The organism is Amycolatopsis sp. La24 (assembly GCF_029087445.1).
Lineage (GTDB): Bacteria > Actinomycetota > Actinomycetes > Mycobacteriales > Pseudonocardiaceae > Amycolatopsis > Amycolatopsis nivea.
This window is the reverse complement of the sequence record NZ_JARACH010000061.1, coordinates 20,944-47,890: the sequence shown is the minus strand read 5'-3', so window position 1 is coordinate 47,890 and position 26,947 is coordinate 20,944. Positions and strand designations below refer to the sequence as shown.

Annotated in this window: 27 protein-coding genes; 9 read left to right on the top strand and 18 right to left on the bottom strand. The window is 68.6% G+C overall.

The annotated features are described in order from the left end of the window. The first annotated feature begins 55 nt into the window (after positions 1-55). Together PUT80_RS37265 and PUT80_RS37260 are read left to right on the top strand one after the other, a co-directional pair. A complete protein-coding gene (locus PUT80_RS37265; protein ID WP_134732809.1) occupies positions 56-1,399 on the top strand; it encodes an AarF/ABC1/UbiB kinase family protein in 1,344 nt (447 codons plus the stop codon). 90 nt (positions 1,400-1,489) lie between these two features. Further along, the gene (locus tag PUT80_RS37260) at positions 1,490-2,428 is read left to right on the top strand and encodes a hypothetical protein (protein WP_134669701.1); all 939 of its coding nucleotides are present in this window, start codon (positions 1,490-1,492) and stop codon (positions 2,426-2,428) included. Positions 2,429-2,545: 117 nt separating this feature from the next. Here the strand turns inward: PUT80_RS37260 and PUT80_RS37255 are convergent, their stop codons facing one another. The 6 genes from PUT80_RS37255 to PUT80_RS37230 form a co-directional block, all read right to left on the bottom strand. Beyond that, positions 2,546-2,728, bottom strand: coding sequence for a hypothetical protein (locus PUT80_RS37255; protein ID WP_275294924.1), 183 nt, complete (start codon positions 2,726-2,728; stop codon positions 2,546-2,548). Then, on the bottom strand, positions 2,725-3,699 hold the full coding sequence (locus PUT80_RS37250) for a methyltransferase (RefSeq protein ID WP_275294923.1): 975 nt from the start codon (positions 3,697-3,699) through the stop codon (positions 2,725-2,727). The genes PUT80_RS37255 and PUT80_RS37250 overlap by 4 nt, the downstream gene beginning before the upstream one ends. A 579-nt stretch (positions 3,700-4,278) precedes the next feature. After that, positions 4,279-4,542: a hypothetical protein gene (locus PUT80_RS37245; RefSeq protein ID WP_037818283.1), complete on the bottom strand. Its 264-nt coding sequence runs from the start codon at positions 4,540-4,542 to the stop codon at positions 4,279-4,281. Then, positions 4,539-4,886 carry a WhiB family transcriptional regulator gene (locus PUT80_RS37240; RefSeq protein WP_037818282.1) on the bottom strand — a complete coding sequence of 116 codons (348 nt, stop codon included), beginning with the start codon at positions 4,884-4,886 and terminating at the stop codon, positions 4,539-4,541. Before PUT80_RS37240 ends, PUT80_RS37245 begins: the two co-directional genes overlap by 4 nt. Before the next feature lie 153 nt (positions 4,887-5,039). Beyond that, positions 5,040-5,318, bottom strand: coding sequence for a hypothetical protein (locus PUT80_RS37235; RefSeq protein ID WP_275294922.1), 279 nt, complete (start codon positions 5,316-5,318; stop codon positions 5,040-5,042). A 210-nt stretch (positions 5,319-5,528) separates the two neighbouring features. Next, complete coding sequence (locus tag PUT80_RS37230) at positions 5,529-7,628, bottom strand: ATP-dependent DNA helicase UvrD2 (RefSeq protein WP_037818280.1); 2,100 nt, start codon at positions 7,626-7,628, stop codon at positions 5,529-5,531. A gap of 64 nt (positions 7,629-7,692) precedes the next feature. Here PUT80_RS37230 and PUT80_RS37225 point away from each other — a divergent pair, with 64 nt between their 5' ends. Beyond that, on the top strand, positions 7,693-8,421 hold the full coding sequence (locus tag PUT80_RS37225; protein WP_037818279.1) for a DUF4191 domain-containing protein: 729 nt from the start codon (positions 7,693-7,695) through the stop codon (positions 8,419-8,421). A 58-nt stretch (positions 8,422-8,479) separates the two neighbouring features. Here PUT80_RS37225 and PUT80_RS37220 read toward each other — a convergent pair whose 3' ends face one another. Then, positions 8,480-8,968 (bottom strand): RDD family protein, encoded by a 489-nt coding sequence (locus PUT80_RS37220; RefSeq protein ID WP_037818278.1) that lies wholly within the window; start codon positions 8,966-8,968, stop codon positions 8,480-8,482. Positions 8,969-9,140: 172 nt separating this feature from the next. Between PUT80_RS37220 and glnA the strand changes: the two genes are divergently transcribed. Further along, positions 9,141-10,565, top strand: coding sequence for a type I glutamate--ammonia ligase (gene glnA / locus PUT80_RS37215; RefSeq protein ID WP_037818277.1), 1,425 nt, complete (start codon positions 9,141-9,143; stop codon positions 10,563-10,565). 173 nt (positions 10,566-10,738) lie between these two features. After that, positions 10,739-12,592, top strand: coding sequence for a plasmid pRiA4b ORF-3 family protein (locus tag PUT80_RS37210; RefSeq protein WP_275294921.1), 1,854 nt, complete (start codon positions 10,739-10,741; stop codon positions 12,590-12,592). A gap of 164 nt (positions 12,593-12,756) precedes the next feature. Here PUT80_RS37210 and PUT80_RS37205 read toward each other — a convergent pair whose 3' ends face one another. Continuing rightward, a complete protein-coding gene (locus tag PUT80_RS37205; RefSeq protein WP_275294920.1) occupies positions 12,757-13,755 on the bottom strand; it encodes an NmrA/HSCARG family protein in 999 nt (332 codons plus the stop codon). Beyond that, positions 13,752-14,585: a polysaccharide deacetylase family protein gene (locus tag PUT80_RS37200; protein ID WP_275294919.1), complete on the bottom strand. Its 834-nt coding sequence runs from the start codon at positions 14,583-14,585 to the stop codon at positions 13,752-13,754. The genes PUT80_RS37205 and PUT80_RS37200 overlap by 4 nt, the downstream gene beginning before the upstream one ends. Positions 14,586-14,672: 87 nt before the next feature. On the opposite strand from PUT80_RS37200, the gene PUT80_RS37195 reads away from it, so the two are divergent. Beyond that, positions 14,673-15,602 carry a LysR family transcriptional regulator gene (locus tag PUT80_RS37195; RefSeq protein WP_275294918.1) on the top strand — a complete coding sequence of 310 codons (930 nt, stop codon included), beginning with the start codon at positions 14,673-14,675 and terminating at the stop codon, positions 15,600-15,602. Here PUT80_RS37195 and PUT80_RS37190 read toward each other — a convergent pair. The 5 genes from PUT80_RS37190 to PUT80_RS37170 are packed head-to-tail and all read right to left on the bottom strand — an operon-like array spanning position 15,596 to position 18,478. Beyond that, positions 15,596-16,288 carry a methyltransferase domain-containing protein gene (locus tag PUT80_RS37190; RefSeq protein ID WP_275294917.1) on the bottom strand — a complete coding sequence of 231 codons (693 nt, stop codon included), beginning with the start codon at positions 16,286-16,288 and terminating at the stop codon, positions 15,596-15,598. The genes PUT80_RS37195 and PUT80_RS37190 overlap by 7 nt on opposite strands. Continuing rightward, positions 16,285-16,617 (bottom strand): metalloregulator ArsR/SmtB family transcription factor, encoded by a 333-nt coding sequence (locus PUT80_RS37185; protein ID WP_037818270.1) that lies wholly within the window; start codon positions 16,615-16,617, stop codon positions 16,285-16,287. Before PUT80_RS37185 ends, PUT80_RS37190 begins: the two co-directional genes overlap by 4 nt. A gap of 42 nt (positions 16,618-16,659) precedes the next feature. Further along, positions 16,660-17,058: an arsenate reductase ArsC gene (locus PUT80_RS37180; protein ID WP_238608440.1), complete on the bottom strand. Its 399-nt coding sequence runs from the start codon at positions 17,056-17,058 to the stop codon at positions 16,660-16,662. Further along, on the bottom strand, positions 17,055-18,119 hold the full coding sequence (gene arsB, locus PUT80_RS37175; protein WP_037818268.1) for an ACR3 family arsenite efflux transporter: 1,065 nt from the start codon (positions 18,117-18,119) through the stop codon (positions 17,055-17,057). The genes PUT80_RS37180 and arsB overlap by 4 nt, the downstream gene beginning before the upstream one ends. Beyond that, complete coding sequence (locus PUT80_RS37170; RefSeq protein ID WP_037818267.1) at positions 18,116-18,478, bottom strand: metalloregulator ArsR/SmtB family transcription factor; 363 nt, start codon at positions 18,476-18,478, stop codon at positions 18,116-18,118. Before PUT80_RS37170 ends, arsB begins: the two co-directional genes overlap by 4 nt. An 80-nt stretch (positions 18,479-18,558) precedes the next feature. On the opposite strand from PUT80_RS37170, the gene PUT80_RS37165 reads away from it, so the two are divergent. The 3 genes from PUT80_RS37165 to PUT80_RS37155 all read left to right on the top strand — a co-directional run bounded on the left by PUT80_RS37165 (position 18,559) and on the right by PUT80_RS37155 (position 22,612). Then, positions 18,559-19,008: an ArsI/CadI family heavy metal resistance metalloenzyme gene (locus tag PUT80_RS37165; protein ID WP_275294916.1), complete on the top strand. Its 450-nt coding sequence runs from the start codon at positions 18,559-18,561 to the stop codon at positions 19,006-19,008. 101 nt (positions 19,009-19,109) lie between these two features. Continuing rightward, positions 19,110-21,110 carry a hypothetical protein gene (locus PUT80_RS37160; protein ID WP_275294915.1) on the top strand — a complete coding sequence of 667 codons (2,001 nt, stop codon included), beginning with the start codon at positions 19,110-19,112 and terminating at the stop codon, positions 21,108-21,110. Between the two features lie 290 nt (positions 21,111-21,400). Continuing rightward, positions 21,401-22,612 (top strand): oxygenase MpaB family protein, encoded by a 1,212-nt coding sequence (locus tag PUT80_RS37155; protein WP_275294914.1) that lies wholly within the window; start codon positions 21,401-21,403, stop codon positions 22,610-22,612. On the opposite strand, the gene PUT80_RS37150 is transcribed toward PUT80_RS37155, so the two are convergent. From PUT80_RS37150 to PUT80_RS37135, 4 genes are all read right to left on the bottom strand, one after another. Further along, complete coding sequence (locus PUT80_RS37150; RefSeq protein WP_275294913.1) at positions 22,609-23,751, bottom strand: TetR/AcrR family transcriptional regulator; 1,143 nt, start codon at positions 23,749-23,751, stop codon at positions 22,609-22,611. The two genes, PUT80_RS37155 and PUT80_RS37150, sit on opposite strands and share 4 nt — an antisense overlap. A 90-nt stretch (positions 23,752-23,841) precedes the next feature. Continuing rightward, positions 23,842-24,492 (bottom strand): HAD family phosphatase, encoded by a 651-nt coding sequence (locus PUT80_RS37145; RefSeq protein WP_275294912.1) that lies wholly within the window; start codon positions 24,490-24,492, stop codon positions 23,842-23,844. 32 nt (positions 24,493-24,524) lie between these two features. Continuing rightward, complete coding sequence (locus PUT80_RS37140; protein ID WP_275294911.1) at positions 24,525-25,763, bottom strand: amidohydrolase family protein; 1,239 nt, start codon at positions 25,761-25,763, stop codon at positions 24,525-24,527. Continuing rightward, positions 25,760-26,896 (bottom strand): aminotransferase class V-fold PLP-dependent enzyme, encoded by a 1,137-nt coding sequence (locus tag PUT80_RS37135; protein ID WP_275294910.1) that lies wholly within the window; start codon positions 26,894-26,896, stop codon positions 25,760-25,762. Before PUT80_RS37135 ends, PUT80_RS37140 begins: the two co-directional genes overlap by 4 nt. Positions 26,897-26,947: the final 51 nt, after the last annotated feature.

The following is a 26,947-nucleotide window of genomic DNA, read 5'->3' as shown; positions in this document are numbered from 1 at the left end:
CCTGGGTGCCGTCAGCGGGCTGCGAGCGTCGTGCTTGCCAAGGCAGAATCGCAGAGTGACCGACTTTCGCGACCGCGCCGGAGACCGCGATTCCGCCATGCCGCGCCGCGGCGCTGCCCGTACCGCGAAGCTGGCGAGCCTTCCGCTCGGCATCGCCGGACGAGCGGTGGGCGGCTGGGGCAAGCGGCTGGCGGGGCAGAGCGCTGAGCAGGTTAGCGCGACGCTCTCGGCCAAGGCCGCTGAGCAGCTGTTCGAGGTGCTGGGCACGCTCAAGGGCGGCGCGATGAAGTTCGGGCAGGCGCTGAGCGTGTTCGAGGCCGCGGTGCCGGACGACATGGCGCAGCCGTACCGGGAAGCGCTCACGAAGCTGCAGTCGGCCGCTCCGCCGATGCCAGCCAGGCAGACCCACCGCGTGCTCGCCGAGCAGCTGGGCAGGTCGTGGGTCGGCCGGTTCTCGCACTTCGACGACGAGCCCGCCGCCGCGGCGAGCATCGGCCAGGTGCACCGCGCGACCTGGCACGACGGTCGCGAGGTCGCGGTCAAGGTCCAGTACCCGGGCGCGGACGAGGCGCTGCGTAGCGACCTGCGTCAGCTGCAGCGCTTCAGCAGGCTGTTCCAGGCTTTCATCCCAGGCACCGACGTGAAGCCGCTGCTCACGGAGCTGGCCGAGCGAATGGACGAGGAGCTCGACTACCTCGCCGAAGCCGACAACCAGCGCGCGTTCGCGAAGGCGTTCGAGGGCGACCCCGAATTCCTGATCCCGCGCGTCGTGGCGAGCGCGCCGAAGGTCGTGGTCAGCGAGTGGGCCACCGGCACGCCGCTGGCCAAGATCATCTCGGACGGCGACCCGGCCACCCGCAACCTGGCCGGGCGGCTGCTCGCGGAGTTCCATTACTCGTCGCCGGCGCGGGCACATCTGCTGCATTCCGACCCGCACCCCGGCAACTTCATGCTCACCAGCGACGGCAGGCTGTGCGTGATCGACTTCGGCGGCGTCGCGAAACTGCCGCACGGAATTCCGCGCCACCTGGGCGAAATCACGCGGCTCGCCCTGGACGGCCACTCCGACGAACTGATGCGGCTGCTGCGCGAGAACCGTTTCGTGCGGGCGGATTCGTCGCTGGAAGCGGACGAGGTCCTGGCCTATCTCGCGCCGTTCACCGAGCCGCTGGCCGAGCCGACGTTCCACTTCACGCGCCGCTGGATGCAGCGACAGGCGGGCCGCGTCGGCGACTCGCGCGGCAACGACTTCCACGTCGGCCGCTCGCTGAACCTGCCGCCGGAATACCTGATGATCCACCGGGTCACCGCCGGCTCGACGGGCATCCTCTGCCAGCTCGACGCCGAGATCCCCGCTCGCGGCATCGTGGAACGGTGGCAGCCGGGATTCGCCGCCTGAGTTATCCACAAGGCAGGGCGACAACACCGAGTTGTCCACAGATTGCGCAGGGTGGTTTCGCGGAGTTGATCAAGGCGTCATTCTCGATGTATGACGACTACAACAAGCACTGACTCCCTCGCTTTCGGCGATCTGGTTTCCCACGGCGTACTCCACAGACGGCACCTGCGCGTCGCCGGAATTTCCGACCGAAGAGCCGCACAGCTCTCCGGCCCGGGCGGGCCGTGGCGACAGGTGTATTCCGGCGTATATCTCGTGCACGACAAACCTCCGAGCCGCGAGGAACTCCTGCACGCAGCCGTCGCCCGGTACGGACGTGGAACCATCATCACCGGCACGGATGCGTTGTGCGCACACGGAATCAGCCATCCGCGGACTCCGGAAATCCATCTTTTGGTGCCACACAACCGAAGGCCGGCCAACGAACCGAGCGTCATCACCTACCGCACCGCACGAATGCCCAAAGCAATCCAGATCGACGGCCTGCCCTACGCAAGCGCCGCCCGCGCCGCCCTCGACCTGGCCCGGCGAGAGAACGATCCGGACGAGATCGCCAGGCTGGTGTCGCTACCGCTGTATTGGGGCCTGGCCGACCGCGCCGAGTTGACGACCGAACTGAACACCGGAAACCAGCGCGGTTCAGCTGCCGTACGCAATGTCCTGCGCAACCTCGACGACCAAGAAACCTTCGCGCACGGGCAAGCACTCCGGGTCCTCCAACGAACCCCGCTGCCTACCCCGCAATGGAACGTCGCAGTCTGCGACCGCCGCGGCCGCCGCCTCGGCACCGCAGACGCTTGGTGGGACGAGATCGGCTTGGCCTGGCGCTACCGCACCGCCGCGGGCCCAGAAGACTTCAGCCACCTGGCTTTAGCCGCGACCGGCACAGTGCTGTTTCGGTGCACCCCACGACAACTCCGGGAATCCCCAGAGGAGATGAGCACAGAACTCCTCAACGCCTACCGCCACGCTGCACGCACGCCCCGCCCGAAAGTGCGCGCCGTCTACAAGACAGGAAATGCCGCATGACCCGAACCTGACGCCCGAACACGTACGCCGATTACCGGTACTCGGCAGGAGGCTTGCCTAAACGCTCCGAACATGGTTACGCGCGACTCGGGCACGAACGCTCGTCACGCGGTCCAGTCACCAGTACTCGTCGGGCAGCTTGCCTTCGATGTCCCGGACGTGGTTGCGCGCGCAGTCCGGACAGAGCCAGCGCTGTTGCCCGTTTTCCTTGGTGCTCACCCAGGCCAGAGTCGCGAGCGGATCGGTTTCGGCGGAACGTACTCGGCCGCACCGCGAGCACGTGGGGTCAGGCGCGGTCACGGTCGGCGTCCGTAATGCACGGTGCGGGCACCGAGCAGGTAGAGGTCGCGGCGATGGCCGAGGTAGTGGGCGCTGTCCGGATCGAGCAGAGACGCCAGCGTCGCGCGGTCTTCGTCAGAGAGATGGTCGGCACCGTGCGTTGCGAGACGGGAAAGGTGGTGGTGCACGTAATCAGCGAGACCGTCCGGGCCAGGTGCAGGGTGGTCCACCAGTGCGCTGAAGGAGCTGACGTCAGCGAGTCCGGCGCATTCGAGCGCGAGCGGCCAGCCGTAGGGCATCGGCACTGCGCCGTCGATGCCCTCGCGCATTCCGACGAACCATTCCGCCTGCGCGGCCTGCAACCGGTCCTCCAGGCCGGGCCGTCCGAGTCCTAGATCCCAAGGGAGGCAAGAAAAAGACAACCCACCCTCAGCCAGTGCGACCACGCCGCCAGCCCGCGCGACCGCGGTAAGCGTGCCGATTGCGGCCTGCTGGTCCGGAAGATGATGCACGACGCGCGATGCCCATACGAGATCCGCGGCAGGCAGCAAATCGGGCAGGGCATCGTCGGCCAGGTCGGCGACTATCGCGCGAACCTCGACGGTCGGCGCGGTGTCCTCGGCTGCTGTGAGATGGCCGTTCGAGGGCGCAGCGCTGCCGTCGGGCACTCGGCCGTTGCGCGTCTGCGTTGAGCCGTCCCTGCGGTTGGCCTGCGCGGCGGCACGTACGGCGCGCTCGGCCTCGTGGAGCAATTCAGGTGTCGCGTCGACCAGGATGATCGTGCCGGCGCTTTGGGTGGCCAGGGCTTGGGCGAAGTGGGTGCTCATCCCACCGGCTCCGCAGCCGAGGTCGATTACCGTCGGGTTGGCGGGGAGTTTTGCCACCAGACATGCGGCGATGGCGGCGTGGGCGGGAGCGTCGAGAGTGTCGGCTGCGCGGAGGAGAACCAGCCGGTCAGCCCAGTCGATGTGGTCGTGCGTATGTCCGGACACGGGGTCATTGAACACCGGTCCGCGCGCGAGAACGAGCCTGGACTGTCCCCCGACGGACCTTCCAGGCTCGTTTCAGCGAAGAGATCGCGGCGGAACCGGTCGCACGTCACGGGTCGCCTGATCACCCAACTGCTGGGTGATCAGGCGACAAGGACCTGCGCTGCCCGGCCTGAGGCAGGGCAGCCGAAATCGGCGAGGTCGGGGTCCGGGCGACTGGGGCCCGCCGGGCAGGAATGGAGGCAATCCTGGCGGCGGGCACCGGGCACCCGGACGAAGGCAGACCACCGAGGCTCCCGGAAGCGGGCACCCGGGCACCCGGACGAAGGCAGACCACCGGGGCTCCCGGAAGCGGACACCGGGGCACCCGGACGAAGGCGGGCCGCCGAGGCTCCCGGAAGTGGACACCGGAGCTCCCGGACAAGGCGGGATGCCGGAGCTCGCGAATGGAGGCGGGCACCAGGCTTCCCGGACATGGCGGCGCGCCGGGGCACCCGCATGAAGACGGGGCTCCGGCACGAAGCGGCCGGTCAGGCAAGGAGCCGGGCCGAAGCTCGGGCTTGCCTGACCAGGCCGTCCGTATTAATTGGGTGGTTGGTAACGCTCCGCTCGGCTGGCCGCCCAGCGGGCTACCCGCGACCAGCGGCGCGCAGCTCGCGCTTGGCGCCACGGGCGTTGGGCTTCGTGTTCGGTTATCAGGTCGCGTATTCGCGCTCGGGACAGTTCTTCGTGAAGCAACATCTTCGTGGTCTCCTGAGACTTGTTCTGCTTGGGTTTCGGCTGAACGCGGACCGGTTTTCCGGTGCGGGCCTCGAAATCGCGCGTGGTGATGAGGTCGACGGTCATGCGGCTGCGCTCCGTGCTGCTGCGGCGGGTTCGAGGGCGGCGTTCTTGCGCGGACGGCCACGGGGCCGCTTGCGTGCGATCACCGCGCCGCGCTCGAAGATCTCCCCTCCCCAGACACCCCACGGCTCACGCCGGGCGAGGGCACCCGCGAGGCAGGCCTCGCGGACCGGGCAGGCGGCGCAGAACGCCTTGGCCCGCTCGAGTTCCGCGGGCGATTCGGCGAACCAGAGGTCCGCGTCTCGCGAGCGGCAGGGGAGTTCCGGCTCGGCGACCCCTTCGAGCAGGTCGCCGATGTCGAACCCTTCGGCTAAGGGGCCCTCGGCGAGGGCGATGGCGGATGACATTTCCGTGCTCCTTTGCGATGCGGTGGTGGTGTGGCGGTGGGCGATCGAACTGGACAACTTGTTCCTTCTTGTTGTGCAGCCAAAAAAACACGAAGGCCGCGGATCCGGTTACCGGTTCCGCGGCCTTCGTGAGCCTTGAGTCCTGACGTCAGGTCAGAAACTTCGCTCCCGTATCGACAACGGAACACGGAACTGCTTGATGGTCGGCAGATCGACATCAACCTGCGGGTACGCGGCAACAACGGCGGCGCTCGCGAGAGTGATGCCGACCGGGGCCCCGTTGCGCTCGATGCGACGCAATCCGTCGATGTGACGACGCGTTCCGTCGATGTGCGCGAACGTGGACACACCGGTGCCCTGGCGCGGGGCGTCAACGGTCATGCAGAGAGACAGACCGGTGCCAGGGTTCGTCTGCATCAGATTGCTGATCATTTCACCGGCACCGCCTTTCTCTCTCGGACTGCGCCGCTCGAAGCGGCAGCCGTCGTGTGTTCTTCCCCAGACCGGGCTCTCGCCCGGGTGCCTACGCAGGTTATGCGCCCCGGCGCAACCGGGGCAACTTATTTTCCCAAATCTCTGCCGAAAAGCTGAAGATCGCCTCCGAGCTGCAGGTTCGCCGCATCGATCACCGCGAAGACGCGGTCAAGATCGCATCGACGACCGGACCACGTCGAGCACCTCGGCGCCGAACCGCTCGAGCTTCGTCGCGCCGATCCCGGAGATCGACACCAGCGCGCCGTCGTCGGTCGGCCGTTGTTCGGCGATCGCCATCAGCGTCGCGTCAGTGAACACGACGAACGCCGGGACCTTCAGCTCCCGCGAACGCTCCCCGCGCCACGTCTTCAGCTTCTCCAGCAGATCCTCATCCACTGTGGACGGGCACTTCCCGCACCGGCCGAGCTTGACCTCCATGGTCTGCACCAGCGGACCGCCGCACAGCCGGCAGCGGGCGACGTTCGAGCCAGGCTTCGCCGTCTGCTGCGATCGGGCGATGCGCGCCGCCGGGTGGTCCTCCGGGATCAGCCCGTACAGGAACCGCGAGCGGCGCCGGTTGCGTCCCCTGCCCTGCCCACGCGACAGCGACCACGACAGCGACAGGTGCTCCCGAGCCCGCGTGACGCCGACGTAGAACAGCCGTCGTTCCTCTTCGATCGCGGCGTCGTCGCCGTCCGCGTGCAAGATCGGCATCGTGCCCTCGGACAGCCCGACGAGGAACACCGCGTCCCACTCGAGCCCCTTCGCCGCGTGTAGCGAGGCGAGCGTGACGCCCTCGACGGTCGGCGGGTGCTGCGCCGCCGCGCGCTGTTCGAGCTCCGCGACGAAGCGTGGCAAATCCGCGTCCTCGACCGCCGCCGCCAGCTCCTCGGCCAGCTCCACCAGCGCGAGCAGCGCGTCCCATCGCTCCTTCGCCGCTCCGCCCGACGGCGGCTGCTCGGTGAGCCCGACCCGCGCGAGCACCGAGCGCACCGCGGTGACCAGCTCCAACGAGGTCGGTTCCATCGACGCCGTGCGCAGCGCCGCCATCGCCTGCCGTACCTCGGTGCGCTGGAAGAACCGCTCGCCGCCGCGGACCAGGTATGGGATCCCGGCTTCGGTGAGCGCCTGCTCATACGCCTCGGACTGCGCGTTCACCCGGAACAGGATCGCGATCTCGCTCGCCGGCACGTCCGCGTCGAGCAGTTCGCGGACCCGCCGCGCGACCGCGCTGGCCTCGGCGGCCTCGTCCTCGTACTCGGCGAACCGCGGGTCCGGCCCCTCCGGACGCTGCCCGATGAGCTTCAGCCGCGACCCGGCCGGACGTCCGCGCGCGGCGCCGATCACGCGGTTCGCGAGCGCGACGACCTGCGGCGTGGACCGGTAGTCGCGTTCGAGACGCACGACGGTCGCCTCCGGGAACCGCCGCGTGAACTCCAGCAGCGACTTCGGCGAGGCGCCGCCGAAGGAGTAGATGGTCTGGTTGGCGTCGCCGACGACGGTGAGGTCGTCGCGGCCGCCGAGCCACGCGTCGAGCAGCCGCTGCTGCAGCGGCGTGACGTCCTGGTACTCGTCGACCACGAAGCAGCGGTACCGGTCGCGGAACTCGGTCGCGACCGCCTCGTGCCGTTCCAGCACCGCGGTGGTCTGCAGGAGCAGGTCGTCGAAGTCGAGGACCTGCGCGTTCGTCTTCAGCTCCTCGTACCAGCGGTAGACCTCGGCGACCTGCGCGACCGGCGCGGGGGTGTCGCGCTGCATCCGCGCGGCGACCGTCGGGTAGTCGTCCGGCGAGACGAGCGACGCCTTGCTCCACTCGATCTCGCTCGCCAGGTCGCGCAGCACCTCGGTCTCGGTGCTCAGCCGGACGCGCTGGGCGGCCTGGGCGACGAGCCGGAACTTGTTGTCGATCAGGTCCCACGGCCGGTCGCCGACGACGCGCGGCCAGAAGTAGCGGAGCTGACGGCGGGCGGCGGCGTGGAACGTCAGCGCCTGCGCCGCGTCGACCCCGAGGCCGCGCAGCCGGGTGCGCATCTCCCCCGCCGCTCGCGTCGTGAAGGTGACGGCCAGTACCTGTCCGGCCGCGACATGGCCCGATCGGACCAGGTGGGCGATGCGGTGCGTGATCGTCCGGGTCTTTCCGGTGCCCGCGCCGGCGAGGACGCACACCGGGCCGCGGGGGGCCGCCGCGGCGGCGCGCTGCTCGGGATCAAGCCCGTCGAGCAGGCTCGCGCGGCTCTGCCGGCTCTGGGGAGACGATGCGATGGCCACCCCGCGATCCTCGCAGAGGGGGCCGACGGATTCCCGGCCGGGCACGCGGCCGTATCCTGGTCATATGGCGGGCAAGCAGGACAAGGAAGCGGCCAAGCAGGCCAAGCGGGAAAAGCGCGCTGCGAGCAAGGCCCGGCGCGGGCAGCTGTTCGAGGCGTTCAAGATGCAGCGCCGCGAAGACCCGATGCTCATCCCCTGGATGGCCGGTTCGATCGTGGTCGTCGCCGGTGTGCTGTTTTGCATCGGGCTCATCTTCGGCATCCAGTGGACGCTGCTGCCGCTGGGCATCGTGCTCGGCATCCTGCTCGCCGTGATCATCTTCGGCAGGCGCGTGCAGCGCACGGTCTACGGCAAGGCCGACGGCCAGCCCGGCGCGGGAGCCTGGGCGCTGGAGAACATGCGCGGCAAGTGGAAGGTCACGCCGACCGTCGCCGCGACGACCCAGCTCGACGCCGTCCACCGCGTGCTCGGCCACCCCGGCGTGATCCTCGTGGCCGAAGGCGCGCCGCACCGGGTGAAGAGCCTGCTCGCGCAGGAGAAGAAGCGCGTGTCGCGGCTGGTCGGCGACACCCCGATCTACGACGTGACGATCGGGCACGAGGAGAAGCAGGTCCCCCTCAAGAAGCTGCAGTCGCACCTGACGAAGCTGCCGCGCAACCTCAAGCCGGCCCAGATCGACGCCCTCGAGGCGAAGCTGGCCGCGCTCGGCTCGCGCGGCGCCGCGATGCCGAAGGGCCCGATGCCCGCGGGCGCGAAGATGCGGAACGTGCAGCGCACCATCCGCCGTCGCTGACGCTTGGTAGTCGAGAACCCCCGGTCCGCCGCGGCCGGGGGTTCTTCGCGTCCAGGGGTCAGCGCATCCGGATGACGACGGTGTTGGTGACGCGGTCGAGCCAGTTGCGGCCGTCGGCGTTGCGCACCAGCGGCGGGAGCAGCAGCACCGTGAGCACCATCCGCACCAGCGCGCGCCACGCGCCGACCATCGCCGCCCCGTCCAGGCGCGCCACCCGGATGCCGAGGGCCGCCATGCCGGGGGTGAAGCCGAAGAACGTGACCGGGATGACCGTAATGACCGCCCAGACCGCGCCCGCCCAGAGGTTGAACGTCTGCATCGCGGCGGCGTTCTGCAGGTCGTAGCGCACGAACAGGGCCGTGATCAGGGAGGCGAGCACCAGGTCGAGCACGAGCGCGAGGAAGCGCGGGCCGCCGCCCGCGACCGCGCCGACGCCCGATTCGGGCAGGCCCATCGACTCGCCGCGCCATTTCGGGGCCTCGCGCGGGCCCGCCGCGGTGGAGCCGTCGCCCGTGCCCGGCAGCCATTCACCCGTCCATCTCGCCACCCGTCCAGGGTATGCCGGTGGCGCGGACCACATCCGGCCTGGTCGACTGGGCAGTGACGGCGGCCCGTTAACACCCGCGAAACATTCGGGTGACGGTCGGGCAACACCGCCCTCTTAGCGTGAGCCGAAGAGAGTACAGCCGCCGGTAACGAACGAGAAGGAGTCACCGAGGGTGCCCACTACTCCAGACGACATTCAGCGCCTCATCGCCGACGAGAAGGTCGAGTCGATCGACGTCAGGTTCTGCGACCTGCCGGGCGTCATGCAGCACTTCACGGTGCCGGCCAAGGCGTTCGACCTGGAGGCGTACGAAGAGGGTCTCGCCTTCGACGGCTCCTCGGTGCGCGGCTTCCAGTCGATCCACGAGTCCGACATGCTGCTGCTGCCGGACCCCGAGACGGCGCGGATCGACCCGTTCCGCAAGGCGAAGACGCTCTCGCTGAACTTCTTCGTGCACGACCCGTTCACCCGCGAGGCCTACAGCCGCGACCCGCGCAACATCGCGCGCAAGGCCGAGCAGTACATCGCGGAGTACGGCGTCGCCGACAACGTCTTCTTCGGCCCCGAGGCGGAGTTCTACATCTTCGACTCGGTCCGCTTCGAGGACGCCGAGCACCTGTCGTTCCACGAGATCGACTCGGTCGAGGGCTGGTGGAACACCGGCGCCGACACCGAGGGCGGGAACCAGGGCTACAAGACGAAGTTCAAGGGCGGGTACTTCCCCGTCCCGCCGGTCGACCACTTCGCCGACCTGCGCGACGACATCGTCCGCACGCTGACGAACTCCGGCTTCGAGATCGAGCGCGCGCACCACGAGGTGGGCACCGCCGGCCAGACGGAGATCAACTACAAGTTCAACACGCTGCTGCACGCTGCCGATGACCTGCAGCTGTTCAAGTACATCGTGAAGAACACCGTGTTCGCCGCGGGCAAGACCGCGACGTTCATGCCGAAGCCGCTCGCCGGCGACAACGGCTCGGGCATGCACTGCCACCAGTCGCTGTGGAAGGACGGCCAGCCGCTGTTCCACGACGAGTCCGGCTACGCGGGCCTGTCCGACACGGCGCGGCACTACATCGGCGGCCTGCTCAAGCACGCGCCGAGCCTGCTGGCGTTCACCAACCCGACGGTGAACTCCTACCACCGCCTGGTGCCGGGCTTCGAGGCCCCGGTTTCGCTGGTGTACTCGCAGCGCAACCGCTCCGCGTGCGTCCGCATCCCGATCACCGGCAACAACGCGAAGGCCAAGCGCGCCGAGTTCCGCTGCCCGGACTCGTCGGGCAACCCGTACCTCGCGTTCTCCGCGATGATGATGGCCGGGCTCGACGGCATCAAGAACAAGATCGAACCGCCGGAGCCGATCGACAAGGACCTCTACGAGCTGCCGCCCGAGGAGGCCAAGAACGTCAAGCTGGTCCCGGGCGACCTGGGCACCGTGCTGGACACCCTGGAGCAGGACCACGACTACCTGCTCGAGGGCGGCGTCTTCACGCCCGACGTGATCGAGACGTGGATCCAGTACAAGCGCGAGAACGAAATCGACCCGCTGCGGCTTCGTCCGCACCCGTACGAGTTCTCGCTGTACTACGACGTGTGATGCAAGACCGGGTTTGACCTGGTAAACGCCTGCTGTCGGTCCACCTCGGGCCGTCTGCCGGCCGGCATCGCGAACAAGCGGCCGGTTCCGCCACCCGTGCGGGACCGGCCGCTTGCGTTTCACGGGACCGCGCCTGCCGTTTCGCTGGTGACCGCCTCCCCTAGGGTGCTTCCATGCAATCCCGTGCGGAGGGACGAGAGCCAATTTTCTCGCCCGAAGAGCTCGCGTCGGCGGCGCGAAACTGCCCCGCGCTCGCCGAGGCGGCGAAGCTGGCCGAATGGGTCGGGCCCGGTCGGCCGCTGACCGCTCGCGGAGTGCTCAGGCCCGCTGCCGCCGTCGAGGCGTGCGACCTGCTCGGGATCGAACTGACGACCCGCAAGCCCCGCAGCGCACTGGACATCGGGCAACTGATGATGGCGTGGTTCGCCGCGTCGGCGGCCGGATTCGTCGAGGTGGAACGTGGTCGCGCGACGGCAGGCGCCGCGCTGGAGACCTGGGCCAAGGGGACCGCGGACGAGGTGCTGACCGTCTGGACCCGGTGCACGATGGAGTGTTTCGGGCTGGCCGGTGAGGCGGGCGAGCCCGATCCGGAGGTTCTGGACGGGTTGGCCGTGCTGTACGAGCGGGACGGCGCGATCTCGCTGGACGACCTGAGCGAGGACATCGCGGGGGTCCTCGCCGCCGACGTCGCACCGGGCTGTACTTGCCCGTCTTGCGAGCGGGCGGCCGGCCTGCACGATGACCTGGCAGGCACGACGGAAGACGGCAGCGAGATCGTCGAAGCCCTCGCCGAGTTCGGTCTCGCTGTCCTGCACGGCGAAACCGCCGAACTGACCCCGCTGGGACATTGGTTCACCGATTTCCTGTTCCGCCGGAACGCCCCCGCGGCCGGAGCCGATGCCGCCACGCTGGTGAATGCGGTCGTCGCGCTGCCGGACCGGATGGCCGCGCTGCTGGCGCGGCCCTGGCTGTCCGCCCGTTCGCCGGCCGAGGCCGCGGCTGAACTGATCGCGGCCGGCGAATCCTCCTCGGGGCCGCAGCGGCCCGCCGCGCTGGAGCTGGCTCGCACATGCGGCCCGGACGCGGCCCCGGCTTGGCGGGAGTGGGCGGGCAGGGAAGGGTTCGGCGCCTACGCGCGGATCTGGCTCGCCGAGCAGGACGGCACGGAGCCTGCCGAGAACGATCTGGCCTGGACCGCCGTGGACGCACTCGGCATCCTGCAGGACACGCTGGCACCCGATCTGTCCCCGCACACGCTGTCCGGCCTGTTCCAGGACCAGGTGGGAGCGGAACTGGCGGAAATCCTGCCGCTGCTGGCCGGCACTGGCCATCCGGCAGCCGACCGGCTGGTCAAGTTGCTTCCGGTCCCCCCGATGGCCAGACGGCGCGACAGTCCACCAGACGCGCTCGTCCGGACGGGCGCGCCGCCACCGGCCGCCGCGATGCGCCCTGACGCCCGTTACCGGATCAAACTCGCCCTGCGCGACGTGACGCACCCGCCGGTGTGGCGACGCCTGGAGGTGCCGGCCGATCTCGACCTCGGCCAGGTGCACGAGGTGATCCAGACCGCGATGGGCTGGGAGAACTGCCATCTGCACGTGTTCTCCGCGGGCGATGCCGAGTACGGAATGCCCGACCCGGATCTCGGCCACGCGGACGAGCGGGCGGTGCGCCTGTCCCAGCTGCTGACCGAGGCAGGCGACCGGCTGGGCTACACCTACGACTTCGGCGACGGCTGGGAACACGACCTCACCCTGGAGGAAATCCTGCCTGCCGAAGCCGGAACGACCGGTGCGATCTGCACCGTCGGCAAAGGGGCGTGTCCGCCGGAGGACTGCGGCGGCCCGTACGGCTACCAGGAGCTGAAGGCGATACTGGCCGATCCGGGCGACGACGGGCACGAGGACATGCTCGGATGGCTCGGTTTGGCTTCGCCCGGCGACTTCGACCCGCACGCATTTTCCGCCGAGGACGCCAATCGCCGGCTCGACCAGCTCACCGGGCGCCACCTGCGCATCGTGCGCTGACTCTGCTTCGTCCCCGCATTCCGCGACGCGGACGGCCTCGGCCGCGTCGCCGAACATCATTGGCACGATGGGATGTTCCGCCGGGCAAGAGGCAAAAGCCAGCAGCCGTCAGCTGGTCGCGGAAGCGAGCGGTGTTCCGATGGAGGGCGGTACGGCGGGCGGAGTCAGTCACGAGGTCCAGGGCAGTGAGCGAGCCTGCCACGAGGGCGAGGCCGGAACTGCTGGACCTCGCGGCGGCTGCCGTCCCAGCCGGTTCGGTGCAGCCAGTCTTCGAAGGTCATCAGGCCGGGGTGGAGGCGGCGCAACAGGGCGAGATCACGATCGTGAGCGGCGACGTCGTGTTGCTGGAAGAAACCGAACATTCCGGCGTAGTCGTGGCCGACGTCGGGGATCTCGATCCGCAGGGTGTCGAGCGGGAGATCCTGGTAGCGGGCAGGGGTTCCGGTGACTCGCTCGAAGGTCGCGGCGATTTCGGTGCCGGTGAGGCTGTCCGCGGAGACGGCCAGATCGCGTGCGCCCCAGGATTGCCAGTGTTCCAGCATGTGTACTGCGAACCAGGCGATGTCGGACAGGGCGATCATCGGGTACCGGCCGGTGCCGAGCGGGAGGGTGAACACCACGGCCTCGTCGCCCTCGGGGGACAGGCGGGACTGGAGGTTCTCGAAGTACGGCGAGGTCACCAGGATCGAGACGTGCTCGGAATACCAGCCGTCCGGTTCGTGGCGCATCATTTCTTCGGATCGGTGCAGCTGGATGTGTGCGGCGACGGCGGCTTTGGCTTCGTAGTGCGGCACGAGAACGCGGCCGGCGGTGAGCGTCGCGGCACTGTCTAGCGAAGACCACACGAATCGGTCGACGCCGTGTTGTCGGGCTGCTTCGAGGATGCTCGTGCCTTGCGTGAACTCGGCGAGCGGGCTTTGCGTGGAGAAGAAATCGGTGTTGCAGAAGACTCGGGAGACGCCGTTCAGCGCGCGCTCGATGCTTCGCGGATCGCTTGCGTCGCCTCGGAATAACCGCACTCGGTCGTGGGAAAGGGCTGTCGCGCGCCGTGAATCTGGGTCGCGGGTGAGCACGGTGACTTCGTCGTCGGTATCGGCGAGGAGCCGGGTGACGACGCGGCTGCCCATGGCTCCGGTTCCGCCGATGACGAGGGTGTGGGTCATGACGCGGCCTTCTCGAGCACGTGCTCGGCGAGTTCGTGGTGGGTGGCGATCCAGAGGTCGTCTCGGCGGAGGGCGACTTCCTGGAGCAGCTGGTCGAATTGGTCGGCGAACAGGGAGCGTCCGCCGACGTGGGCGTGGACGGTCAGGTTGAGGATTCCTGGGGTCGGCTGGCGGAGGAGGTAATCGAGAAAGTCGACGTGGATGTCCCGGTATGCGCGCGGGCCCGCCATGACGCCGCGTACGTCGGTGAAGTCGCTGTGCATCAAGTAGACCAAGGGGCCCGCGGACGTGTTCGTGACGTACGGCAAATCCTGGTCGCTGTGGTCGCCGGACCAGACGTAGCCGGACGCGGCGAGCAGGTCCGGAGTGCGGCGGGATTCGGTGGCGCGCGGGCTGAGCCAGCCGGTGGGCCGGGAGGCGGTGATGTCTCGCAGGATTTCGGTGCAGCGGTTGATGTTTTCCGCTTCGGCGTCGGGGCCGAGCTGTCCGGGAATGACGCCCTGGGCGTAGGAATGCGCGGCGATCTCGTGTCCGGCGGCGTGTGCGGCGAGCACCGGTTCGGGGTGCCGCTCGGCGAGAAGGCCGCTGACGCCGAAGGTGGCAGGCAGGTCGTGCCGGTCCAGGATTTCGAGCAGCCGCCACACTCCGGTCGTCGCCCCGTATTCGGCCCACGACATGCTGTGCCGGCACTCCACGCCGGGCAGCGGCCAGGCGGCGGCCATCGGCGCGTAGACCGGCCAGTGGCCGTCGGACCACGACTCGAGCGCGACGCAGATCTTCACCGCGACCTTCTTGCCGTCCGGCCAAGCCCGTACGGGTCCCATGGGCATTCTCCGCTTCTTTCCGTCGGAATTTCGACGGTAGCCGCGGGCGGGCGATTCATTTAGCCTCGTCGGCGGAGAGGATTCATCCACGCGATGCATAAGCCAGAAGTCACGCTCGACCGCATGCGCACGTTCGTCCGGGTCGCCGAAAGCGGCAGTTTCTCCGCGGTGGCCCGGGATCTCGGCGTCGGGCAGTCCACCGTCACCCGGCATGTCGGCGACCTGGAGGAGGCGCTCGGGGTCTCCGTGTTCAGCCGCACCACCAGGAGCATTTCGCTGACCGACGAGGGCCGCCGCTATTACGCCCGTGCCATGGAGATCCTCCGGCTGGTCGAACAGGCTCAACAGGAGGTCGAAGACGCCAGGACCGGCGCGTCCGGGAAAGTGCGGATCTCGTGTTCGGCCTTCTTCGGAGTGATGCACCTGAGCCGGTTGATCTTCGGCTTCCAGGATCGCTATCCGGACATTCGCGTCGACTTCGTCCTCACCGACGAACGCTCGGACCTGATCCGCGACGGCGTGGACATCGCGATTCAGCTCGGGCCGCAGCCGGACAGCGAACTGCGCCTGCGTCCGCTCGGGATGGCGCATCAGATTCTGGTCGCGTCACCCGATTATCTCGCGCGGCGCGGAACGCCTGAGTCGCCGGAAGATCTCTCGTCGCACGACGTGATTCGCCGGACCAGCGTCGCCAAGAGCGGCGAGTTGACGCTGATCGACGAGCAGGGCACGGAGCACGTCGCGACCTTCACGCCTCGGCTTCGAGTCGATCACGGTCTCGCGGCTAGGGAAGCGCTCGTTGCTGGACGCGGAATCGCGCCCGTGCCGCGGTGGCTGGTGGACGACCTTCTGCGCGACGGAGCACTGCGGGCGGTGCTGCCTGAGTACGGTTGCGCGCCGGTGCCGGTGAATCTGCTCGTCGTGCCGGAGCGGGCGGAGCTGACGCGGGTGCGGCTTTTGCGGGACTTTCTCGCGGACGAAATCACGCGGGTTCCGGGAGTGGGACCGCTGCTTCGTCAGTGAGGCTTGCTGGCGCGGATGATCGCCGAGTACAGCTTGTTTCCGACCTCGTGCGTACGCCGGATGTCCACGTCCACGAGACCCGCGGCGTGGAGCAAGGCTCGGTAATCGTCCGCGGTCAGTGCTCCGCCGAGGCATTCCTCGTCGGCGGCTGCGCGCTCCGCCGCGGTCAGCGTTTCCTCGGCGAGGAGGTCGGTCACGCCGAGGCGGCCGCCAGGACGCAGCACGCGTGCGACTCCCGCGAACACAGCCGGTTTGTCCGGCGACAGGGCGATGACGCAGTTGGAGATCACGACGTCGACAGTGTTGTCAGGCAAGGGAATGGCTTCGATCGTGCCCTTGACGAACTCGACATTCGCGACCTCCGCCTGCGCGGCCTGTCGCCGGGCGAGAGCTAGCATTTCGTCGGTCATGTCGAGGCCGATGGCGCGGCCGGCGGGTCCAACACGCCGCGCGGAAAGCAGGACATCCAGGCCACCACCGGAGCCGAGGTCGAGGACAGTTTCGCCGGGGCGCAGGTCGGCGACGGCGAGGGGGTTTCCGCAGCCGAGGCTGGTGGCTGCCACGGTTTCGGGGACGTCTTCCCCGGCGTAGTGCAGTGCGCCGAGTTCTCCGGTGGCTTCGCCGGCCAGCGCTCGTCGTGCGGCGTTGGCGTAGCGTTCCCGGACCGCGTCCTGATCTGGACTCATCTCGGTACCTCGCAAGCGATGTCGGCGAAGGGGACGGCGGCGCGGCCCATGACGACGTCGGCCGCGCTGGGGAAGCAGGACAAACACCGCTCGTTCACCCGGTACAACCGCGCGGTGCCGTGCGGCTGCACGAGGACGAACCGAGCTTCGGTGAGGATCTTCAGATGCGCTGAGACGGTCGATTGGCTCACGCTTACCTGCTCGACGATTTCGCCGACCGACAGCGGGCGATCCGCGGAGGCGATCAGGTGCAGGATCTGGACGCGCGTCGGATCCGCGAGCGCGCGGAACCATCCGGCGTAGGTCTCCGCCTCGGCTCGGTCCAACACGGCACCCCCTTCATCGTCCATCGACGATAGACGATGAAGGGCTCAGTTGGCTAGCTCGGCGAGCAGTGCCCGGACCCGGCGGTCGATCTCGTCGCGAATGGGGCGGACCTGCTCGGCCGGGAGGCCTGCCGGGTCGTCGAGCTGCCAGTCCAGGTAACGCTTGCCGGGGAAGACCGGGCAGGCGTCGCCGCAGCCCATGGTGATGACGACGTCCGCCGACTGGACGCCCTCGACGGTCAAGGGTTTGGGGAATTCGCGGGACAGGTCGATGCCGAGCTCGGCCATGACCGCGACGACGGCGGGGTTGACCGTGTCGGCCGGCGCGGAGCCGGCGGACCGGACGACGACCTTGCCGCGCGCGTGATGGTGCAGCAACCCGGCCGCCATCTGCGAACGCCCGGCGTTGTGGACGCACACGAAGAGCACTTCGGGGACGCTCATGACGCAACCGCCGCGGTCGCGAATCGGCGGCGAAGCGCGAGCGACACGTAGACCAGCGCGACAAGGACCGGGACTTCGATGAGCGGCCCGACCACTCCGGCGAGCGCCTGCCCGCTCGTGGCGCCGAACGTGGCGATCGCGACCGCGATGGCGAGCTCGAAGTTGTTGCCCGCCGCGGTGAACGCCAGGGTTGTGGTCCGCTCGTACGACAGGCCGACCGCCTTGCCGAGCGCGTAGGAGCCCGCCCACATGAGTCCGAAGTAGACCAACAGCGGCAGCGCGATCCGGGCGACGTCGAGCGGGCGGCTGGTGATCTGGTCTCCCTGCAACGCGAACAGGACCACGATGGTGAACAGCAGCCCGTACAACGCGACTGGGCCGACCTTCGGCAGGAACCGGGATTCGTACCAGGTGCGGCCCTTCGCGCGCTCGCCAAGCCGCCGGGAAAGGTAGCCGGCGAGCAGCGGGATGCCCAGGAACACCAGCACGCTCTTGGCGATCTGCCACGCGGAAACGCTCAGATCGGCTTGCGGCAGGCCGAGCCATCCGGGCAGCACGGCGAGGTAGAACCAGCCGAGGACGCCGAACATGACGACCTGGAACACCGAGTTGAGCGCGACCAGCACGGCGGCGGCTTCCCGGTCGCCGCAGGCGAGGTCGTTCCAGATGATCACCATCGCGATGCAGCGGGCAAGGCCGACGATGATCAGCCCGGTCCGGTATTCCGGCAGGTCGGGCAGCAGCAGCCAGGCGAGCGCGAACATCAGCGCCGGGCCGATCAGCCAGTTCAGCACCAGCGACGGCCACAGCAGCCGCCGGTCCGCGGTCACGCTGCCGAGCCGGTCGTAGCGGACTTTCGCCAGCACCGGGTACATCATCACGAGCAGCCCGAGCGCGATCGGCAGCGAGATCCCGTCGACCTCCACCGCGGACAACACGGTGTTCAACCCCGGAATCCACCGGCCGGCCAGCAGCCCGAGCACCATCGCGGCGGCGATCCACACCGGGAGAAAGCGGTCCAAAGTGGACAGTTTGCCGACGACGCCGGTTTCCGCCGTCATGCCAGCGCCTCCGCGTCGCTCGGGACGAGCACGGCCGAGAGCCGGGCCAGGACCTCCGGGTGGACGCGGTAGTAGACCCAGGTGCCGCGCCGCTCCCCGGTGATCAAGCCGGATTCGCGGAGCACCTTCAGGTGATGGGAGATCGTGGGACCGGTCAGGTCGAACGCGTCGGTCAGGTCGCAGACGCACGCTTCCCCGCCCGCGTGGGACGCGATCAGCGACAGCAGCCGCAGCCGCACCGGGTCGGACATCGCCTTGAACAGCTTCGACAGCTCCGCGGCCTGATCCTCGGACAGCGGTTCGCGCGCCAACGGGGTACAGCACGCGCTGATCGCCGCCAGCAGGATTTGCTTCGACATACGTCTATCTTGACAGATCTCTAGATAGACAGCAATCTAGGTCCATCCTGTTTCGACAACCATCTATTCAAGGAGTGCCGATGTCTCGAGTTCAGCTCGCCCTGCGGGTCGGTGACCTGGCTGGTTCGATCGACTTCTACTCAAAGCTGTTCGGCGTCGAACCGGCCAAGCTCCGGCCGGGTTACGCCAACTTCGCCGTCGCGGAGCCCGCGCTCAAGCTCGTGCTGCTGGAGGGCGAGCCGGGACAGAACACCGTCTTGGACCACCTCGGCGTCGAGGTCGAATCAACCGACGAGGTCAACGAGGCCAGCAAGCGGCTCACCGGGGAAGGCCTGGAGACACTGACCGAGGACAACACGACCTGCTGCTACGCCGTGCAGGACAAGATGTGGGTGCACGGTCCCGGGCAGGAGCCTTGGGAGGTCTACACCGTCAAGGCGGATTCCCAGACGTACGGCTCCGACAGTGCCGCGCTCGCCACGTGCTGCACGTCCGACGAGGCGGCCAAACCAGAGGGTTGTTGCGCCTGACCGGAGACGCGTTCCACGGTGCTTCGCGGGCCCGGGCAGGCACGCCCTACTCTGCCAACGTGACCGCTTCGGACCGGCAAGGACGGTAAACCACCGTGCGCATGTATTTCGAACCCGAGGACGCCGACGCGTTCGAGGCGGCCAAGGCCCTGCTGGTCCGGCGCTGCGCGGCCGATGACGAGCACGTCGATCCGCTGACAGTGGAATCGGCGCTGAACTTCCGGCACCACAGCATCGACGGTCGGCTGGGCTACTGGACGACAGGTCTGGTCGCGGAATTCCTGTTGTCCTACACGCCTCGGACGCTGTCGGCCGCTCCCGAGGACGCGGCCGGCGTCCCGGAAGATCTGCGGCTGTTCCTGCGCTGGCTGCACGCGAACGAACTCGCCGACCCCACGGGTGATCCGCTGACCGACCTCGACGCCGCGGCGGTGAACGCCAGCTACGGATTCGCCGCCGCGATGGCCGACGAACGGAACTTCGGCGTGGCCAAGTTCTGGGTCATGAACGCGCTCCGGCAGGGCATCGATCCCACGGACAACGCTGCCATGGAACGCTTTCTCGACGAAGTTCGTGCGGGGAACGTCGACTTCGACGAAGCAGTTCTCGAAGAGATCGCCGCCCGGCACCTCCTCGACGGCGGCCAGCCTGAACGTGCGGTGCCGCAGCTGCCGGTGTCGCTTCCGCCGGACGCGGAGCTCGCGGAGGCAGCCGAGCGGACACCGGTCGTCGCCCGGTTGCGCGCACTGGTCGAATGGGTCGGCGACGGCCGGGCGCTGACCTCGACCGGCCAGCTGAAACTGGCCGATGCGCGCGAACTGGTGGACCTGCTGGGCACTGGCGACCGGATCGATCCGACGATCGGCGACCGGGTTTTCCGGACCCAGAGCAGCGCCGACCTGCCCGTGCTGGCCGGACTGGTCGAGCTGGCGAAAGAGATCCGCGTCGTCCGGGCGGTCAAGGGCAAGCTGGTGCGCGTCGCGAAGAACGCGCGCCTGCTCCGGGACAGTCTCGCTCTCTGGATCGCGGCGTTCGACGCACTGCCCTCCCCCGAACTCGTCGTGCAAGGACGCTGGGTGCCGCAGTACACCGTGCTGTTCGGCGAAATCATCGACATCGTGCTGCCGGACGTGCTCAACACTCTTTACGGCTTTCCCGAACCGATGCCGGTGGTCCGGCTCGAGGAAACCGTCTGGCTGTCCTTCCTCGAAGCCGTCTGGCTTGAGGACCCGGACGATCCGGAGACGCGTCACGGAATCGGCGCCGATCTGCGCCGGGTGTTCGCCACGCTCGCGGACTTCGGCGCGGTCACGCTCACGACCGGTGCGCCCGATCCGATTTTCCGTGCCGATCTCGGCCCGGACGGGCCCGCCGGGTTTCCGCCGGACACCGATGCCCGCCTGCGGACCGCGCTTTCCGGTGAAAGCACCGACCTGGTCAGCCTGACTCCGTTGGCGGCTCGGGCGGTCCGCGCCCGCATGGTCGCCGAAGGCCGCCACGCCCCGCTGATCGGGGAGCTGTCCGACGCCGAACCCGCCGGGTTGCTCGGCTTGCTCTCCGAGCACTACCCCCCCCCGGAGGCCGCGAAAGCGGAGTTGACCGGATGGATGGCCGTCCGCGGAGGGCGGGAACTCGCGCTGCCGCTCCTGCTGGCCGCCGTCCGCCGCAGCCCGTTCCGCACCCGCGCGCGAGCGATGCTCGACGTGCTCGTCCAGGCTCTTCCCGACCGCACCGCAGTGCTGCGGGAACTGTGCCACGACTGGCAGCTCGGGCCGATCGCCGAGCAGCTTCTCATCGACGACGGCGAGTTCTCGATGGAGGAACTCGGCGAGCAGGAAGCGCTGCGCGGCGTGGCCGAGCACTTCATTCACCTGCTCGAAACCGGCGGGCCCGACGCGGTCGCCGACACTCTCGCCACGCTCCCGCCCGACGAAGCCCGCAGCTTGACCGCGAACGTGCTCGCCTGCGGCCATCCCGACGCGACGGGATTAGCGGAGCTTCGGGAAGTGTTCGCGCGTCCGCGGCCCGGACGCGCGACGGTGCATCCGCTGGCCGGGGTTTCCCGGTCTTCGAACAAATCGCGCAAGAAGCGGCGGCGCTGAGCCCACGCGGGCGAGCGCCCCGGCTGTCCTGACTGGCCCCGGACCGACGTCCGGGGTTCCTGCCCGCGCGATCCGCGCCCATGATCCGGACCGCATCCGCTGATGCCGGTGCCAGCGAGCGTCCCCGACCGGTCGGTGATCCGGAGCGGCGACACCTCTTGCCACCAGCTGTCCGGCGCCGTTATGTTAATGAGAAATCACTTCTTCCGAGACTGTCGACAGGGGTCGGCGAGCAGCCCCTGGCCGGTGATGGGATGGCAACGACGCCTACCAGAGAGGCAGACAAGTACATGGAGAATCTCAGCAGAAGGAAGGTGCTGACCCTCGGCGCGGCGTTGGGCATCGCGGGGATGGCGGGCACCACCGGCACCGCGTGGGCTTGGTCGAGCAAGGGGTCCATCGCCGGGAGCGGGACGGGGGCCGATCCGTTCCAGGTGTGGGACGACAGCGCGGACGCGGTCGCCAAGGCGTTGCTGGCCGAGGGCAAAGTAGCGGCGGTCAACAAGGCCTGGGAGGGCTGGATCGACAACGACGCGCCGTTGCCCGCCGGCATGCCGGACTATCTGGTGGCGTATCTGCAGCAGGTCAACAAGCTGCCGTCGTGGGCGGATCCGGCGAAGCTTGCCGCGTCGGAGAAGCTTTATACGCGGTTGAGCAGTTATCTGTTCGTCTCGGAGACGCTCGGCAGCGGGATCATGAGCACCGTCATTCCGCGGGAGGCGCGGGCGGTTTACTGGTCGGCCGGCGGCGCGGACATGAAGCAGCGGGCGGCCAAGACGTTCACCTTCGGCTACGACCTGCACAACTCCAAAGCTTGGGCGCCGGACGGGCATTTTGTCGTTACGGCCAACAAGACTCGCCTCGTGCACGCGGCGGTGCGGAATTTGCTGCCGACGTCGGCGAAGTACCAGGCGGGCGCGGATCAGCCCAAGCCGATCAGCAACGGGGACATTCTGCGGACGTTCCATTCCGTGGCGACCTTCGCGCGCAGCAACATGCTTAAGTGGCACATCGCGTTGTCGACGGCGGAGCAGGACGCTGATCTGCATGCATGGCAGGTCGCGCTGCATCTGCTCGGCGTCCAGGAGCAGTTCATTCCGCAGACGTGGGCGGACGCGGAAGCGCAGGCGCAGCAAATGTTGTGGCCGGTGCTCGGGCCGACCGAGGAAGGGGTCAGCCTGGCGAAGACGTTGCTCGGGTATATCGAGAATCCGACGCTCGGGCTCGATTCCGGGTTCGTCAACGAACTGGTGCGGTATCTGCTCAACGACCAGATGGGCGATTGGCTCGGACTCCCCCGCGACTACGCGCAGGCGGCGTTGGTGCGGATCGAATGGCCTGCCTATGTGGCGTTCCGGGAAGGGGCGTCCAAGATCATGCCGGGCAGTTTCTATCTCTTCGATCAGTTCGTGCGCGGCATTTCGATGCTGTACCTCAACAACGGGACCTCGCCGACGCAGACGCCGATCACGCTTCCGACGGCGAATCGGCCGGGAGCCTAGAGACCCAGTGCGCTCAACAGGAAAGCGGTAGCGGCGGCGCGGTGGCCGGGAGTGTCCTCCCACCGCAGCCGCCGGCCGGTTTCGACTACTGCGCCGAAGCCCGCGTGCACCAGCACGCGGGCTTGGTGCGCGTCCAACTCGGGCAGGGCCAGGCGGAGTTGTTGTTCCCAGACAGCGATGTGCTCGCGTTGGGCGAGGATCAGCGGGCGTTGCAACGCGGCGGGCAGGCCGCCCAGTTCGGCGGCGGCGACGTTGGTCAGTGCGGTGTGTTCGAAGCTGTACGCCACGTACGTCGCGGCCAGAACGGGCAGAGCTTGCGCGCCGGTGGTGCCGTGGAGGTTTTGTTCTACGGCTTGAGACAGGAGTCCTGCGGCTTGCAGGCAGGCTGCCGCCAGGATTTCGGCTTTGTTGGGGAAATGGCGGTACAGCGCGGAAGGCACTATGCCCACGGCTTCGGCGATGCGGGCGTTCGTGACGGTCGCGAATCCGTCGCGCTCGAACAACGGCACCGCGGCGGCGAGGATCTGCGCGCGGCGGGTCCGTGCGACGGGCTGGGCGGGCAGCTCCACCGAGGGCGCGGTCGGCGTGATCGTCGACGTGGCGAGGCGGAGGGCGGATTCGGTCAGCAAGTTCTCGGCGCGATGGTGGGCGATCGACGTGCGGTGCATGGTGATCGAGCCGATCGCGCCGAGTGCGGCTACGGCCCGGAGGTCCGCGTCCGGGGACGGCTGCACTACCTCGGTCACGCGCGCGACGACCTTGGCGAATTTCGCGCTCAGCACGCGCCGGTCCGGTCGGTCGAGGTAGCGGGCTTCCCAGCGGTACAGGCCGCCGGACTCGCGGTGGGCGACCGTGACCTGGGCCAGCGGACGAAGGACGGCCGCGGCTGGTGCGTCAGCGGGCACCGCGTCGAGGGCGGCGACGAGGCGGTCTGCCATCACGTTGGCGCACTCGGTGAAGAGGGCGTACTTGTTCGGGAAATGCCGGTACAGCGCCGCGGCGGTGATCCCGACGGCGGCGGCGATCTCCTCCATCGACGCCGCGTGGTAGCCGCGCTCGCTGAAGGCGCGGCCCGCCGCTTCGACGATGAGCTGCTTGCGATTGCGCGGACGGGTCGCCGCAGCCGGTTCGGAGGTCACTGCGGACCTCGAATACGCGGATGCGGAAGTACGGCCATGCCGGCCAGTCAATCACGAGACGGGCGGGTCTTCACGCGGGCGGACGCGTGGTTACCGCCACCGCCGGATCCAGGCCAGGAGGTCCGCGTCGCGCAAGGACGGGACCACGACGTCGGCGGGAAACTCGGTGCCGGACAACGTCGGGACCCCGACCACTGGCACGCCGGCGGCGCGGGCGGACCGAAGGCCGGTCATCGAGTCCTCAAAGGCGAGGGCCGAATCCGGAGCCACGCCGAGCCGGGCGCAGGACGTCAGGTAGATCTCCGGAGCTGGCTTCGGCGCGACGACCTCGTCGGCAGCCACGCTGATCGAGAACTCGAAGCCGCCTCGCTTCAACGCGGCTTCCAGGAGAGCGCGCGGCGAGTTGCTGGCCACCGCGACCGGCACCGCGGCGGCGGCCAGTTCGACCAGTTCGTGGGCACCGGGCATCGCTTCGGCTTTCGCGGACACCACGTCGGTCACCATGGCCAGCAACTCGTCCGCGATCGCGGGACCGTTGCCCGGTTCGCCGAAAACCTCGGCCATGGTGTCGGCCGCCGCGGCGAGCGATTTGCCGATGACCAGCGCCTTCTGCTCCGGTCCGAACGGGAGTCCGCGGCGGGCGAAAAGCTCCGTTTCGCCGACCGACCAGCAGGGTTCGGTGTCCATCAGCAGTCCGTCGCAGTCGAAGACGACCGCCTGTGGCGTCCAGTCGAACAGCATTGGATCCCTTCCGTCAGCGGATCTTCAGTCTGTCATCGTCCGGCCCCCTGCTCGAGGTTTCGGCGGATGCGCTCCCGCGCGGCCGAATCGCCCGTTCCCAGGTCGGTGTTGCGGATTTCGTGGCGAAGACCGTCCGCCAGGACGAAACGCGGGTGATGCAGCGAAGCCAGCGACTCGGTCGGGTCGCCGTCCACCGCGATCACGTCCGCGCGGAGGCCGGGTGCCAATCGACCGGTCACGTCCGACAGGCCGCACACGCGAGCGGCGACGGAGGTGGCACTGGCGATCGCTTGGCGCGGAGTCATTCCGGCTTCGGCGAAGGTGTCCAGGCAGTCGGCGTAGCGTTCGAAGTGCACGAGCGGGATCCCGGCGTCCGTTCCGGCGACGATGATGGCACCTAAGGCGATCAGCGCGCGCAGGTTGCCGACCACGGCGTCGCGTTCGTCCCAAGGGCACATGTAGTCCGCTGCGGTGCAAGCGGTATTCATGGTCGGGCTCACGGCGATTCCGCGGGAAACGATCATCTCGGCGATACGCGGATCGAATTCCGTACCGGTACGGGTGACCCAGCCGCAGTGTTCGATGCAGTCGACCCCGGCGAGTACGGCTCGCTCGATGCCTTCGACGCCCAGCGCGTGCGTCGTGACCGGCAGGGAACGGTCGTGTGCTTCGGACACCAACGCGGTCAGCTCATCCACGGTGTAGCGCGCTTGCGCCGGATGACTGCCGGGGGTCATGAAGCCGCCGGTGGTCATGACTTTGATCAGGTCGACGCCGTCCTCCGCGTGCTGTTTGACCCTCGCGCGGACCTGGTCGACGCCGTCCGCGATGCCGCCCATGGACGCGGCATGACCGTTGGTGACGGTGATCGGGGCGTTCGCGGCGAGGATTCGCGGGGTGGCGTTCGGGGCGGCGGCAAGCAGGTCTCGTACGCGGGTGCCCAGGGTGCCGGGTGCGCCAAGATCGCGGGCGGTGGTGACTCCGGCGTCGAGCAATCGCTGCGCGTTGGCGATCATCCGGCGGCTCAGCACGTCGTCATCGCTGGGCATTTCCAGGCTGACTTCGCCGGAACCCGGGTCCTGGCAGAGGTGGACGTGACAGTCGATCAATCCGGGCATCAGGGTGACGTCGCCGAGGTCGGTCACCGGGCCGTCCGGACCGGAATTCCGGGGTCCGGCATAGGTGATCACACCGTCCGAGACGGCGACGGCGGCGTCGTGGACCAGCGGGGCGGACGCGTCAGTCAAGAGCCGCGCGGCGGTGAGGATCATGCTTGCCTCCGGTATTCCGCGAGCGCCGTGCACAGGCGGTCGATGTCGTCGGTGGTGTTGTAGCAGTGGAAGGAGATCCGCAGGTTCGATCCGCGCGGCGCGGTGACGATGCGGCGCGCGGCGAGGAAATCCGCCAGGGCAACGGGATCGGCGTCGACCAGAGCGACTTGCGGACCGGGGCGAGCGTCGGGGGCCGGTCCGTTCAGGGTTTCGCCAGCAGCGGTAAGGCGTTCGGTGGTATCCGCGACCAGGCGTTCGACATGGGCCCAGGCCGCCGCGGGATCGAGGTGGCTGAGGACTTCGATTCCTGCGCGGGCGGCGTAGGCGGCGGGGATTCCGGGGGTGCCGGATTCGAAACGGCGGGCGCTGGTCGGGACGTCGAGGAGCGCGGGGTCGAAGTCGAACGGGTCGACGCGGCCGAACCAGCCGGTCATCCGCGGCGGCTGGTGGTCTTCGACGCCGCTGCGGGCGAACAGCACCGCGATTCCGGGCAGGCCAAGCAAATACTTGAGGGTGCCGGTGACCAGATAGTCGCAGTCCAGTTGTGTGACGTCGACGGGGACGACACCGACCGCTTGGTAGGCATCGACTAAAACTCGGGCCCCGACGGCTCGCGCGTGTTTGGCGATTTCGTTCACCGGTTGCAGGGAACCGTTGGTGTACAAGGCGAACGGGATCGACACGAGCCGAGTCGACGAATCGATCTGAGCCCGGTACGCCTCGATCACTCCGAGCGAACGCATCGCGTCCTGGCTGACCCACCGCATCTGCTCGCGTGCCGGACGTCGCGCGTGCAGCACCTGCCCGACGCTGGGAAACTCCGACGCCATCGACACAATCACGCCGCCGTCGTCGAAGTCGACCGCGTTGACCGCCTGAAAAGCGGCGTGCGACGCAGAGGGCACCAACGCGATCTCGTCCGGCTGCGCGTGGAGAAAACCCGCCGCGGCGGTGCGCAAACGCTCGACTTCGGTCATCCACGGGCCCCACGGCGCACCCTGGTCGCGCAGCGAATACGCCAGCTCCCCCAATGCCGCGGTGACCTGCGTGGAAACCGCGCCCTGGCTGCACGAAGCCAGGTGCGTGGTGTCGGCCAAACTGGGGAACTGGGCACGGAACCGGTCGGGATCCACGAGTCACCTCCGCGAGAACTGCCGTCAGCCACAGTGAACAGCGAGCACTTC